Genomic DNA, 13,280 nt, shown 5'->3' with positions numbered 1-13,280 from the left:
ACCTCGATCCTCCGGAACCCCCTTCGAGGCTCGTTCCTCGCACCTCAGGGGGCGGTCACGCATCCGCGCCCTGAGGTGCGACGAGGCACGAGGAGCCTCGAAGGGCGGGACTCAGCCCAGGACGATCCACCGGCCGCTGCGGCGCCGGTGCTCCAGCGTGACCCACCGGGCGGCGATGAAGCCCGCGTACGCGACCCAGAGCCAGGTCAGCCCGGCGTCGGTCACGCCTGCCAGCAGGGCGAACGGGGCGTAGGCCACGAGCGCCACGGCGCCGGCCACGGCGAGGTAGCGACCGTCGCCGGCACCGATCAGCACCCCGTCGAGCACGAACACCGCGCCCGACAACGGCTGCACCAGGGCGGCCGCGAGCAAGGCCGGCACGAGGACGTCGACCACGGCCGGGTCGGTCGTGAACGCCGCGGGCAGCCACGGCGTCAGCGCAGCGACCACCAGGCCGATGGCCGCGCCCATGCCCCACCCCCACCGGAGCATCTGGCTCGTCAGGGCCTGGGTCAGGTCGGCGTCGCCCGCCCCGAGGGCGCGCCCGGTCAGCGTCTGGCCGGCGATCGCGATGGCGTCGAGCGCGAAGGCGCAGAACGTCACGACGATCGCGGTCACCTGGTAGGCCGCGAGGGACGCGTCGCCGAACGTCGCGGCGACCGCCGTGGCCAGCAGCACCGCGACGCGCAGGGTGGCCGTGCGGATCAGCAGCGGGACCCCGGCCCGGGCGGCGTCGAGCACCGGGGCGAGGCGTGGCCGCGAGCTGACCCCGTCGGCGGAGGCGCGCCGCACGACGGTCGTGACGAGCCAGACGGCCGCACCCCACTGCGCGACCACCGTGCCCAGCGCGGCGCCGGCGACACCCCAACCGAGACCGTAGATCAGCACCGCGTTGAGCCCGACGTTCGCGACGCACGCCGAGACCGTCGCGTACAGCGGAGTCCTCAGGTCGAGCACGCCGCGCAGCGCGCCGGTCGCCGCGAGGGCGAGGAGCATCGCGGGGACGCCCGCTGCGCTGATGGCGAGATAGGTCGAGGCGTGGTCGGCGACCTCCGTCGAGCTCGCCAGGGCGGTGCTGACCGGCCGGGCGAGCAGGGCCGCGAGCATGCCGAGGCCGACGCCCAGGCCAGCCGCCAGCCAGATGCCACCGACCGCCTGCGCCCCGGCCTCCGCCTCGCGGCCCGCACCGTGACTGCGCGCCACCGCCGAGGTCGTGCCGTACGCCAGGAAGACGCACAGCCCGACGATGGTCGTCAGCACGACCGAGGCCACCGCGAGTCCGGCCAGCTCGGGCGTGCCGAGGTGGCCGATCATCGCCGTGTCGGCCAGCAGCATGACCGGCTCGGCCACCAGGGCCGCGAACGCCGGAAGGGCGACGGCGAGGATCTGGCGGGACGTCCCGCGGGTATTCTCCACCCGGCTCACGTGGCGGAGGGCACCAGCAGGCGCCAGGCGCCGGGCTCGAGGGTCCAGGCGTGCTCGGTCGCGGGATCGGTCAGCTCGCCGTCGCTGTTGCCGCGGATGCCACCGTCCTCCGCGGTCGAGCCCTTGACCGTGACCACGACCCTCGTGCCGCGCAGCGGCTCCGCGTCGTCGCCCTGCGTGTGTCGCCCGCTGCGCAGGCGCCAGGCGTAGCGGAGGCGCCGCAGCGGGGTGTCGGCCCATGAGACGACGACGTCGATCCTGCCGTCGAAGGGGTCGGCGTTGGGCAGCAGCGGCGCGCCGCCGCCGACGAAGCGACCGTTGCCGACGGCCACCTGCAGGAGGCGGCCCTTGACCTTCACGAGCTGGCCGTCGACCCGCACCTCGCCGCGGAAGCCCTCCGCCGAGAAGCCGGAGAAGATCGTGCCGATCGCGTAGCCGATGATGCCGAAGCGCTCCTTCCACGGCTTGGCCGCGACGGCCGCGTCCGCTCCGACGCCGACGTGGGCGGCGTTCACGACGACCGATCCGTCGGCCACGCGGATCAGGTCGACGTCGCGCTCGGTGGCGCCGCGCAGGGCGCGGGCCGCCGCAGCGGGATCGGTCGCGTCGACCCCGATCGTGCGCGCGAAGTCGTTGCCCGTGCCGAGGGGGACGAGCCCCACCACGACGTCGCGGGCCCGGCCCAGCCGGTCGAGCGTCTCGACCACGGCGTGGAGGCTCCCGTCGCCACCGAGGGCCACGACGGTCGCCCCGGACGGCACCTTCCCGAGGGCCTCGGCCAGGTCGTCGAGGTCCTCGGTGCGGGCGACCTCGACCTCGCCCGACTCCTGCAAGGCGGCCACGACCGCGTCGACCACCGTGTCCTCGCTGCTGCCTGCCGCAGAGTTCACGACGACCGTCCAAGGAGTCGCGGCCCGCTGGTCGTCAGGGCTCGAGGTGGGGTTCACGATGGAAACAGTAGGCGTCCAGCGGCTAGACTGCGGTCGTAAGAGCCCCGCGTGCGGGGCTTGTCTCATGTCGTGAGGGGTGGGCCTGCATGCCCGCAGTCGTGATCGTGGGTGCCCAGTGGGGCGACGAGGGCAAGGGCAAGGCGACCGACCTGCTCGGCAGCCGCGTCGACTACGTGGTCAAGTTCAACGGCGGCAACAACGCCGGCCACACGGTCGTGATCGGTGACGAGAAGTACGCCCTTCACCTGCTCCCGAGCGGCATCCTGACCCCGGGGTGCATCCCGATCATCGGCAACGGCGTCGTGGTCGACCTCGACGTGCTGTTCCACGAGATCGACGGGCTCGAGGCCCGCGGCATCGACACGAGCGCCCTGCTCGTCAGCGCCAACGCGCACGTGATCGCCGACTACAACCGCACGCTCGACAAGGTCACCGAGCGCTTCCTCGGCAGTCGCAAGATCGGCACGACGGGGCGCGGCATCGGCCCGACGTACGCCGACAAGATGAACCGCCTGGGCGTGCGCGTGCAGGACCTGTTCGACGAGAAGATCCTGCGCGCGAAGGTCGAGGGTGCGCTGGAGCTCAAGAACCAGATCCTCACCAAGGTCTACAACCGCCGCGCGGTCAGCGTCGACGAGATCGTCGAGCAGCTGCTGGTGCACGCCGACCGGCTGTCGCCGATGGTCGCCGACACCGCGCTCGTCCTGCACGAGGCCCTGCGCCGCGACGAGACCGTGCTGCTCGAGGCCGGCCAGGCCACGCTGCTCGACGTCGACCACGGCACGTACCCGTTCGTGACCTCGTCCTCGGCCACCACGGGCGGCGCCTGCACCGGCTCGGGCATCGCCCCGACCGAGATCTCGCGCGTCATCGGCATCGTGAAGGCGTACGCCACGCGCGTCGGTGAGGGCCCGTTCCCCACCGAGCTCACGGGCGACGTAGACCCGGCGGGCGACGGCGAGAAGCTGCGCACGGCCGGTGGCGAGTTCGGCACCACGACGGGCCGCCCCCGCCGCACGGGCTGGTACGACGCGCCGATCGCGCGCTACGCGGCCCGCATCAACGGCGTCACGGACTTCGTCCTGACCAAGCTCGACGTTCTGACCGGCTGGGAGCAGATCCCGGTGTGCGTCGCGTACGACGTCGACGGCGAGCGGGTCGACGAGATGCCCGTCAGCCAGACCGGCTTCCACCACGCGAAGCCGATCTACGAGTACTTCCCGGGCTGGACCGAGGACATCTCCGGTGCTCGAGAGATGAGCGACCTGCCGGCCAACGCGCAGGCCTACGTCCGTGAGCTCGAGGCCATCAGCGGCTCTCGCATCTCCGCGGTCGGCGTCGGTCCGGACCGCGAGGAGACCGTGGTCCTGCACGACCTCCTCTGACGCCTCAGGCGAGGATGCGGGCCGCGCTCGAACGGAAGGCGGCCTCGAGTGACGCTGCGCCGGGCTCGTCCTGGCCGTCGAGGTAGCTGCCGACGAGCATCGCGTCGCGCAGCAGCACGAGCGACGCCGCCCGCTGGTCGGGGTCGTCGAGCCCAGCCCCCCGCAGCAGGCTCGCGAGCGTCGCGCGGAACCAGTCCCGGTGCTGGCGCACGACCTGCCGGACCGTGCTCGTGGGGTCGGGGAACTCGGCGCTCGCGTTGATGAAGGGGCACCCGCGGCGGTGCAACTGGGTCGCGTCGGCGGCGATGCCGTCGATCACGGCGGCGACGAGCTCGTGCGGGTCGGACGTCTGCGCGGCGGCGCCGGCGAAGAGAGCGCGGAGGGTGGCGTCCTCCTGCTCGAGGTAGGCCACGACGAGTCCCTCCTTGCCGGCGAAGTGGCGGTACATCGTGGCGCGGGTGACGCCGGCCTCGGCGACGATCCGGTCGACCCCGACCGCGGTGATGCCCTCGGCGTAGAAGAGCTGCGCCGCGGTGCGCAGGAGGCGGTCGCGGGGCTCGGACGGGGCGGCGGTGGTGGACACGTGTCGAGGGTAGACAGAAAAGGTTCAAAAAGAAAGAACGATCGTTCTTGACAGGAGCGGGGGGCGGTGCCATGCTCGAACCACACAAGAACGATCGTTCTTTCTACTTCAGGAGTCATCATGAGCCGCTCGACCACCACCCGTCCCGCCCCCTCCGTCCTGTCCACCCGCGAGTCGGCCGAGGTGGCCGCCGCCAACGCCTCGGGTCGCCGCCCGGTCGTCCTCGTCCACGGCCTCTGGCTGCTGGCCTCGAGCTGGGACGCCTGGAAGGCTCGCTTCGAGGACGAGGGCTACGCCGTCGTCGCCGTCGACTGGCCCGGCGACGCCGCCGACCGCGAGGCAGCCTTGACCGACCAGGCCCTGGCCGGGACCTCGGTCGCCGAGGTCGCCGACCACGTCGCCGCCGTCGTCGAGGGCCTCGACCAGAAGCCGATCCTGATCGGGCACTCCTTCGGCGGGCTGCTGGTGCAGATGGTCGCCGGCCGCGGTCTCGCCGAGGCGACCGTCGCGATCGACCCCGCGCCGAGCCGGGGAGTGCTTCCGCTTCCGTTCAGCGCGCTGAGGGCCGCGTTCCCCGTGCTCGGCAACCCCGCCAACCGCGGGCGCACCGTGCTGCTGACGTTCGAGGAGTTCCGCTACGGCTTCGCCAACGCGGTGCCCGAGGCCGAGGCGCGCGAGCTCTACGAGACGCAGCACGTGCCGGCCGCGGGACGCCCGCTCTTCCAGGCCGCGACCGCCAACGTGTGGCCGTGGACCGTGGTGCGGGCCGACAAGAAGAACCCGCAGCGCGGCCCGATGCTCGTCGTGACCGGCGAGAAGGACAACATCGTCCCCTTCGCCCTCGCGAACGCGGCCTTCAAGCGCCAGTCGCGCAACCCCGGCGTGACCGAGCTCGTCGAGATCCCCGACGCGGGCCACTCCCTGGTCATCGACTCCCGCTGGAGCGCCACCGCCGACGCCGCGCTGACCTTCCTGCGAGCCCAGGGCCTCTGAACCCGCCCGGCTCTTCACCCGTCCCGCCCTCGCTAGGGTGAGCCGGGTGAAGACGCTCGTGATCGGGACCGGCGGCCGTGAGCACGCCCTCGCCCTCGCCCTGTCCCGCGACCCCGCCGTGACGGAGGTGCACGCGGCACCAGGCAACCCGGGGATCGCGGCGGTCGCCACGCTGCACCAGGTCGACCCGATGGACGGCGACGCCGTGGCGGCGCTCGCGACCGAGATCGGTGCGGAGCTCGTCGTCATCGGCCCGGAGGCGCCGCTCGTCGCGGGCGTCGCCGACGCCGTCCGTGCGGTCGGCATCGACTGCTTCGGCCCCACCGCGGAGGCCGCGCAGCTCGAGGGCTCGAAGGCGTTCGCGAAGCAGGTCATGGCGGCGGCCGAGGTGCCCACCGCGATGGCCCGCGTGTGCACGACCCGCGACGAGATCGAGGCGGCCCTCGACGCCTTCGGTGCGCCGCACGTCGTCAAGGACGACGCCCTGGCGGCCGGCAAGGGCGTCGTCGTGACCGACGACCGCCAGGAGGCGCTCGACCACGCGCTCTCGTGCGACCGGGTCGTGATCGAGGAGTTCCTCGACGGCCCCGAGGTCTCGCTGTTCGCGATCACCGACGGCCAGACCGTGCTGCCTCTCCAGCCGGCCCAGGACTTCAAGCGCGCCCTCGACGGTGACGAGGGCCCCAACACCGGTGGCATGGGCGCGTACACGCCGCTGCCCTGGGCGCCCGACGACCTCGTCGCGGAGGTCACGCGCCGCGTGCTCGTGCCGACCGTGCAGGAGATGGCGCGCCGGGGCACGCCGTTCAGCGGCCTGCTCTACGCCGGGCTCGCGCTCACCTCGCGCGGCGTCCGCGTCATCGAGTTCAACGCCCGGTTCGGCGACCCCGAGACCCAGGCGCTCCTGGCGATGCTGCGGACGCCCATCTCGGCGCTGCTGCGCGGCGCCGCGAACGGCACGCTCGAGCAGGTCGGCCTGCCGCAGTGGACGGGCGGCTCGTCCGTCGCGGTCGTGATGTCGTCGGCGGGCTACCCCGCCAGCAGCAGCACGGGCGACCGCATCCTCGGGGTCGACGCCGCGAACGCGATCGAGGGCGTCGACGTGATCCACGCCGGCACCGGGCTCGACGACGACGGCCACCTCGTCACGGCCGGCGGGCGCGTGCTCGCCGTGACCGGCGTCGGCGAGGACCTCGAGCAGGCGCGCATCCGGGCCTATGCGGGCGTCGACGCGATCATCATCGAGGGCGGCCAGCACCGCACCGACATCGCGCTCAAGGCCCAGCTCGGCGAGATCGTCCTCTGACCCCACTCGTGGGCGGTGAGCTGGTCGCCTTTCGCCAGCATGAGCGGTGGGTGTGTCGCCTCTGAAGGTCGCCCATGGCCGACCAGCTCACCGCTCGGACGCGTGAAGGCCGACCAACTCACCGCCCGGGGCGGGGGTGGCGGGGCGGGCTGCGAGAATGGGCCGGTGACCGCACCGAACGTCCTCGCCTCGCGCTACGCCTCCGCCGAGCTCGCCCACCTCTGGTCGCCCGAGCACAAGATCGTGCTGGAGCGCCAGCTCTGGATCGCCGTGCTCCGGGCGCAGCGCGACCTCGGCATCGAGACGCCCGACGGCGTGATCGAGGCCTACGAGGCCGTCGTCGACCAGGTCGACCTCGCGTCGATCGCGGCTCGCGAGCGGGTCACGCGCCACGACGTGAAGGCCCGCATCGAGGAGTTCGCCGCGCTGGCGGGCACCGAGCACATCCACAAGGGCATGACGTCGCGCGACCTCACCGAGAACGTCGAGCAGCTGCAGGTCAAGGCCTCGCTCGAGCTGCTGCGTCGGCGCGTCGTCGCCGCCCTGGCGCGCCTCGGCCGCCTGGCGGGCGAGAACGCCGAGCTCGTCATGGCCGGCCGCAGCCACAACGTCGCGGCCCAGGCCACGACGATGGGCAAGCGCTTCGCCACCGTCGCCGACGAGCTGCTCGTGGCGCTCGGTCGCCTCGACTCGCTCCTCGAGCGCTACCCGCTGCGCGGCATCAAGGGCCCGGTCGGCACGGGCCAGGACATGCTCGACCTCCTCGGGGGCGACGTGGCGCTGCTCGCCGAGCTCGAAGACCGCGTCGCCGCGCACCTCGGCTTCACGCAGGTGCTCACGAGCGTCGGCCAGGTGTACCCGCGCTCGCTCGACTACGACGTCGTCACCGCGCTGGCGCAGACCGTCGCCGCCCCGAGCAACCTGGCCACGACCATTCGCCTCATGGCCGGCAACGAGCTCGTGACCGAGGGCTTCAAGCCCGGCCAGGTCGGCTCCAGCGCCATGCCGCACAAGATGAACACCCGCTCGTGCGAGCGCGTCAACGGACTCTCGGTCATCGTGCGCGGCTACGTCTCGATGATCGGCGAGCTCGCCGGCGACCAGTGGAACGAGGGCGACGTGTCGTGCTCGGTCGTGCGCCGCGTGGCCCTGCCCGACGCGTTCTACGCGGCCGACGGCCTGTTCGAGACCTTCCTGACCGTGCTGGACGAGTTCGGCGTGTTCCCGGCGGTCGTGCAGCGCGAGCTCGACCGCTACCTGCCGTTCCTGGCCACGACCAAGGTCCTGATGGCCGCGGTGCGGGCCGGTGTCGGCCGCGAGGCCGCCCACGAGGCGATCAAGGAGCACGCCGTCACGGTCGCGCTCGAGATGCGCGAGAAGGGCACCGCCGAGAACGACCTGTTCGCGCGCCTGGCCGCCGACGATCGCCTCGGTCTGACGCAGGCCGACCTCGCCTCGCTCGTGGCCGAGCCGATCGCCTTCACCGGCGCTGCCACGCACCAGGTGGCCACGGTCGTCGCCCGCGTGCAGGAGGTCCTCGACGCCGACCCCGAGGCCGCCGCCTACACCCCCGGCGCCATCCTCTGACTCAGGCGGGGGACCAGCCGAGCTCGGGCCCCAGGCGGGTCGCGACGTCGGTGAGGATCTGCACGTAGTCGTCGGGCTCGAACGTGAACGGCAGGGCGAACACGACCTCGTCGACCGCCTGGAAACCGGCGTGCGCCTGCAGCTGCTCGGCGACCTCGGCCGACTCGCCCACCAGGTCGGGCGCGAACATCATCCGCGCCAGGCCCTGCGGCTCGCGGGTGCGCGGCAGGCGTGACGCGGCGTAGGCCTCGTACTTCGCCCGCTGCGCCGGGGTGGCCGAGTCGGTGGGGATCACGACGAGTCCCTGCGAGGCGCGGGCGGCGGCCCCCTGCGGGTGCCGGTCGCGGAACGCGTCGAGCTGCGCGCGCTGGATGCGGGCGAAGTCGTCGTCCTCCTCGGCCTTCACGACGCTGCTGGTCAGCAGGTTGAGCCCCTGCTCGCCGGCCCAGCGCGCGGAGGCGAGGCTCCCGGCGCCGTACCAGACCCGGCTCGCGAGGCCGGGGGCGTGCGGCTGGATCCGCCGCGAGAACGTCTCGATGCCTTGCGTGCCCTCGAACGTGCTGACGGGCTCGCCGCGCAGGTTCGCGAGCAGCCGCTCGACCCGCGCGTAGGAGAAGTCCTCCAGATCGGCGGTGCCGGGATAGAGGTGCTCCTTGAGGTGCTCGTAGTTCATGGGCGGACCGACGCTCACGCCCGGGTTCAGCCGCCCGCCGCTCAGCACGTCGACCGTCGCCAGGTCCTCGGCCAGGCGGAACGGGTTCTCCAGGCCGAGCGGGGTCACGGCCGTGCCCAGCTCGATCCGGCTCGTCCGCTGCGTCGCCGCGGCGAGCACCGCGACCGGTGACGAGATGCCGTGCTGGAGGTGGCGGTGTCGCAGCCAGGCCGAGTCGAACCCGAGCTGCTCACCGAGCTCGATGAGACGCAGCGTGGCCTCGTGACCCGGCCCCGGGTCGGCCTCGTCGAACAGCCCGATCGTGAGAAACCCGAGGCGGCGCAGGGGAGCGGTCATGTCTCAGCTGCCGGAGAGCCAGGCGAGAGCGACAGGTGTGGGCTGCTCGGCCCAGGTCGCGGTGAGCGTGCCGGCCACGGCCGGCACCGGCTCGTCGGGCGCGATCGCCACCGCGACGTGCAGCTGGCCCGAGCCGGCGCCGGACCCCTGCACGGTCGCGGTCGTGGTCCGGGTGATCGAGGTTCCGTCGGGCTCCTGGAGCGCTGCCTGCCCCCGACCTTCGCGGATCGTGGCGGTGGTCTCGGCGACGTACACCGGATCACTCGTGGCCAGGTGCACCCAGCGGTGACCCAGGACGGAGTGCTCCGTCTCGCCGATCAGCTCGCCGCCGGGCAGGGGTGCAGCGCGGTACGTCACCGGCACCTGGACGACGCCGCCGCCCACCCGCAGCAGGAACGTCTCGATGCCGACCTCGCCGGCGGGATCGTCGAGCCGGAAGCTCGCCTCGGGCTCGGGGACCTGCGCTCCGGTCGGCCACCACGGCTGCGTCGGCAGCCAGGCGGCGAGGAGCTCGTGCTTGGTGGGGGTCATGTCGGCCCCGGTGTGGACGATCGCCATGCCGCCATCGTGGCACGACTGCGGTGCCGGCACCCGTGCCCACTAGCCTGGTCCCGTGACGCCTGAGATCCCCGGAGCCACCCACCTGCACTCGGGCAAGGTCCGCGACCTGTACACGCTCCCCGACGGGAACCTGCTGATGGTCGCGTCCGACCGCATCAGCGCGTTCGACCACGTCCTCAGCCCGGGGATCCCCGACAAGGGCGAGATCCTGACGCGGATGTCGCTGTGGTGGTTCGAGCAGCTCGCCGACATCGTGCCGCACCACGTCATCTCGACCGACGTGCCCGAGCAGGTCGCCGGCCGCGCCGTGGTGTGCGAGAACCTCGCAATGTTCCCCGTCGAGTGCGTCGCCCGCGGCTACCTCACGGGCTCGGGACTGCTCGACTACGCCGAGACCGGAGGCGTGTGCGGCGTCGCCCTGCCCGAGGGTCTGGTCGACGGCTCGCGTCTGCCCGAGCCGATCTTCACGCCCGCCACGAAGGCCGAGATGGGCGAGCACGACGAGAACGTCGACTTCGACCACGTCGTGGCCACGGTCGGGCTCGAGGTCGCCGAGCGCCTCCGCGACCTCACGCTCGCGGTGTACTCCCGCGCCGAGCAGATCGCCCGCGAGCGCGGCATCGTCCTGGCCGACACCAAGCTCGAGTTCGGCGCCCGTGCGGACGGCACGATCGTGCTGGCCGACGAGGTCCTGACCCCGGACTCCTCGCGCTTCTGGCCCGCCGACGACCTGCGCCTGGGCGGCCCGCAGCCCTCCTTCGACAAGCAGATCGTGCGCAACTGGATGCTCTCGCCGGAGTCGGGCTGGGACAAGGCCTCCGACGCCCCGCCGCCGACCCTGCCGCCCGAGGTGCTCGAGCGCACCCGGGCCCGGTACATCGAGGCGTACGAGCGCCTGACGGGCCAGGCTTTCTGACCGTCCCGGTGCGGTCAGCGCCTCGCGGCTAGGCTGACCGCGTCGGCTGAGACGCCGATCACCTTCCGGAATCGACGAGGAGACGTTGTGGCCAATCTGTCCGCTCTGCTGGAGAACTCGGCAGCCACGTACGCCGATCGCACCGCGATCGTGTTCGGCGACACCAAGCTGAACTACGCGCAGGTCAACGGCGCGGCGAACCAGGTCGCGAACCTGCTCGTCGAACGAGGCGTGAAGCCGGGCGACAAGGTCGCCCTCTCGTGCCCCAACCTGCCGTACTTCTCGATCATCTACTACGGCATCCTCAAGGCCGGCGCGACCGTCGTCCCGCTCAACGTGCTGCTCAAGGCCCGCGAGGTCGCCTACCACCTCGACGACTCCGACGCGGTCGCCTACTTCGCGTTCGAGGGCACCGCGGACCTGCCGATCGGCGAGGCCGCGTGGGAGGGCTTCCAGGCCACGGACTCCTGCAAGGAGTTCTTCCTGATCAAGCTCGACTCGGCCGCCCCGGCGCCGCTCGAGGGCCCGGAGTACTACGCGCCGCTGGTCGGTACGCAGCCCCCGACGTTCGAGACCGTCGAGCGCGACGACGACGACACCGCCGTGATCCTCTACACCTCCGGCACCACCGGGCAGCCCAAGGGCGCCGAGCTGCGGCACCGCAACATGCGCGACAACGCGCTGTCCGGCAAGGACCTCTTCGGCGCGAACGAGGACACCCCCGACACGTACCTGTGCGTGCTGCCGCTGTTCCACTCCTTCGGCCAGACCGTCATCCAGAACGGTGGCTTCGCCTTCGGCGGCACCGTCGTGATGCTGCCGCGCTTCGAGGCCGAGCCGGCCATCGGCCTGATGCTGCGTGAGAAGGTCACGTTCTTCGCGGGCGTCCCGACGATGTACTGGGGCCTGCTGGGCGCTCTGACGCCGGAGCACCCGGTCGCCGAGATCGCGGCCAACCTGCGCGTCGCCGCCGCCGGCGGCTCGGCGCTGCCGGTCGAGGTGCACAAGAACTTCAAGGAGCGCTTCGGCGTCACGATCCTCGAGGGCTACGGCCTCTCGGAGACCTCACCGGTCGCCTCGTTCAGCGTGTTCGGCGAGGAGCCCAAGGTCGGCTCGATCGGCAAGCCCATCCCGGGCGTCGAGATGAAGCTCATCAACGACGACTGGTCGGACGTCCCCGACGACCCCGAGGCGATCGGCGAGATCGCGATCAAGGGCCACAACGTCATGAAGGGCTACTACGACCGCCCCGAGGCCACGGCCGAGGCGATCCGAGACGGCTGGTTCCGCTCGGGCGACCTCGGCAAGAAGGACGCCGAGGGCTACTACTTCATCGTCGACCGCTCCAAGGACATGATCATCCGCGGCGGCTACAACGTGTACCCGCGCGAGATCGAGGAGGTGCTGATGTCGCACCCGGCGGTCTCGCTGGTCGCGGTGATCGGTGTCCCGCACGAGTCGCACGGCGAGGAGATCAAGGCCGTCGTCGTCAAGAACAAGGACCACGACGACGTCACCGAGGAAACGCTCGTCGCCTGGGGCAAGGAGCAGTTCGCCGCGTACAAGTACCCTCGCGTCGTCGAGTTCCGTGACGCACTCCCCATGACTTCCACCGGCAAGATCTTGAAGAGAGAGTTGAGCTAAGCGATGAGCGCAGCAGGCTGGCACCCGGACCCCGAGGGCCGCAACGAGTACCGCTACTGGGACGGCAACGTCTGGACCGAGCACGTGAGCAACGGGGGCACCCAGTCGGTGTCGCCGCTCGGCTCCGCGCCGCCGGCCGACTCCGGCGCTGCCGCCGCTTCCGGAGGATTCCCCGCGCAGCAGCAGGCCGCCTCGGGTGGCCTGACGACCCAGCCCGCCGTGGGCGGCGACCCGTGGGCCGGCCTGTCCGGCGACCTGGTCGACGGCACCTTCAGCGAGGTCGAGGGCATCGGTCCGCAGAAGCAGAACAGCAAGCTGCTGCGCGTGCGCATCGCCGAGCCGTTCATGGCCAAGCAGGGCTCGATGGTCGCCTACCAGGGCAACGTCGACTTCCAGTACTCCGGCGGCGGCGCGGCCAAGTTCCTCAAGAAGGCCGTCACGGGTGAGGGCCTGTCGCTGATGGGTGTCAGCGGCCAGGGCGACGTGTTCCTCGCCGACACCGGCAAGCACGTGCACATCCTCAAGATCAACAACGGCGGCCTCTCGGTCAACGGCAACGCGGTCCTCGCGTTCTCGTCGTCGCTGGACTGGAACGTCGAGCGGGTCAAGGGCGGCAGCATCGTCGCCGGCGGCCTGTTCAACACGACGCTCCGCGGCACGGGCTGGGTCGCCATCACGACCGACGGTGAGCCCGTCGTGCTGAACCCGGGCGAGGCGGCGACGTTCGCCGACGCCAACGCGCTGATCGCGTGGTCGCTCGGCCTGCAGACGTCGATCAAGTCGAGCTTCACGGCCGGCTCGCTGATCGGACGCGGCTCGGGCGAGGCCTTCCAGGTCGCGTTCCAGGGCGCGGGCTTCGTCATCGTCCAGCCGTCCGAGGGTCCGCAGATCCCGACCGCCTGACACCGCTGCACGACCGCC

Annotated in this window: 12 protein-coding genes; 7 read left to right on the top strand and 5 right to left on the bottom strand. The window is 72.0% G+C overall.

Features of this window, described 5'->3' with window-relative positions; translation table 11 throughout:
- Positions 1-111 precede the first annotated feature (111 nt).
- Positions 112-1,416, bottom strand: coding sequence for an MATE family efflux transporter (locus ABD127_RS14630; RefSeq protein ID WP_344202857.1), 1,305 nt, complete (start codon positions 1,414-1,416; stop codon positions 112-114).
- Between the two features lie 5 nt (positions 1,417-1,421).
- Positions 1,422-2,372 (bottom strand): diacylglycerol/lipid kinase family protein, encoded by a 951-nt coding sequence (locus ABD127_RS14625; RefSeq protein WP_344202855.1) that lies wholly within the window; start codon positions 2,370-2,372, stop codon positions 1,422-1,424.
- A gap of 89 nt (positions 2,373-2,461) precedes the next feature.
- Between ABD127_RS14625 and ABD127_RS14620 the strand changes: the two genes are divergently transcribed.
- Positions 2,462-3,760, top strand: coding sequence for an adenylosuccinate synthase (locus ABD127_RS14620; RefSeq protein WP_344202853.1), 1,299 nt, complete (start codon positions 2,462-2,464; stop codon positions 3,758-3,760).
- Between the two features lie 4 nt (positions 3,761-3,764).
- Here ABD127_RS14620 and ABD127_RS14615 read toward each other — a convergent pair whose 3' ends face one another.
- A complete protein-coding gene (locus ABD127_RS14615) occupies positions 3,765-4,343 on the bottom strand; it encodes a TetR/AcrR family transcriptional regulator (RefSeq protein WP_344202851.1) in 579 nt (192 codons plus the stop codon).
- Between the two features lie 120 nt (positions 4,344-4,463).
- On the opposite strand from ABD127_RS14615, the gene ABD127_RS14610 reads away from it, so the two are divergent.
- From ABD127_RS14610 to purB, 3 genes are all read left to right on the top strand, one after another.
- The gene (locus tag ABD127_RS14610) at positions 4,464-5,336 is read left to right on the top strand and encodes an alpha/beta hydrolase (protein WP_344202850.1); all 873 of its coding nucleotides are present in this window, start codon (positions 4,464-4,466) and stop codon (positions 5,334-5,336) included.
- A gap of 46 nt (positions 5,337-5,382) precedes the next feature.
- A complete protein-coding gene (gene purD, locus ABD127_RS14605; protein WP_344202848.1) occupies positions 5,383-6,642 on the top strand; it encodes a phosphoribosylamine--glycine ligase in 1,260 nt (419 codons plus the stop codon).
- A gap of 165 nt (positions 6,643-6,807) precedes the next feature.
- Positions 6,808-8,229: an adenylosuccinate lyase gene (purB, locus tag ABD127_RS14600; protein WP_344202847.1), complete on the top strand. Its 1,422-nt coding sequence runs from the start codon at positions 6,808-6,810 to the stop codon at positions 8,227-8,229.
- A gap of 1 nt (position 8,230) precedes the next feature.
- On the opposite strand, the gene ABD127_RS14595 is transcribed toward purB, so the two are convergent.
- The gene (locus ABD127_RS14595) at positions 8,231-9,238 is read right to left on the bottom strand and encodes an LLM class flavin-dependent oxidoreductase (protein ID WP_344202845.1); all 1,008 of its coding nucleotides are present in this window, start codon (positions 9,236-9,238) and stop codon (positions 8,231-8,233) included.
- Between the two features lie 3 nt (positions 9,239-9,241).
- Positions 9,242-9,796, bottom strand: coding sequence for a maltokinase N-terminal cap-like domain-containing protein (locus tag ABD127_RS14590; protein ID WP_344202844.1), 555 nt, complete (start codon positions 9,794-9,796; stop codon positions 9,242-9,244).
- Positions 9,797-9,851: 55 nt separating this feature from the next.
- Here ABD127_RS14590 and ABD127_RS14585 point away from each other — a divergent pair, with 55 nt between their 5' ends.
- From ABD127_RS14585 to ABD127_RS14575, 3 genes are all read left to right on the top strand, one after another.
- The gene (locus ABD127_RS14585; protein WP_344202842.1) at positions 9,852-10,715 is read left to right on the top strand and encodes a phosphoribosylaminoimidazolesuccinocarboxamide synthase; all 864 of its coding nucleotides are present in this window, start codon (positions 9,852-9,854) and stop codon (positions 10,713-10,715) included.
- A gap of 87 nt (positions 10,716-10,802) precedes the next feature.
- Positions 10,803-12,359 carry a long-chain-fatty-acid--CoA ligase gene (locus ABD127_RS14580; protein WP_344202840.1) on the top strand — a complete coding sequence of 519 codons (1,557 nt, stop codon included), beginning with the start codon at positions 10,803-10,805 and terminating at the stop codon, positions 12,357-12,359.
- Between the two features lie 3 nt (positions 12,360-12,362).
- Positions 12,363-13,262 carry an AIM24 family protein gene (locus tag ABD127_RS14575; protein WP_344202839.1) on the top strand — a complete coding sequence of 300 codons (900 nt, stop codon included), beginning with the start codon at positions 12,363-12,365 and terminating at the stop codon, positions 13,260-13,262.
- Positions 13,263-13,280 lie beyond the last annotated feature (18 nt).

The organism is Aeromicrobium alkaliterrae (assembly GCF_039529015.1).
GTDB classification, from domain to species: domain Bacteria; phylum Actinomycetota; class Actinomycetes; order Propionibacteriales; family Nocardioidaceae; genus Aeromicrobium; species Aeromicrobium alkaliterrae.
The sequence above is the reverse complement of the archived record's forward strand: the minus strand, read 5'-3'. Positions and strand labels throughout refer to the sequence as shown.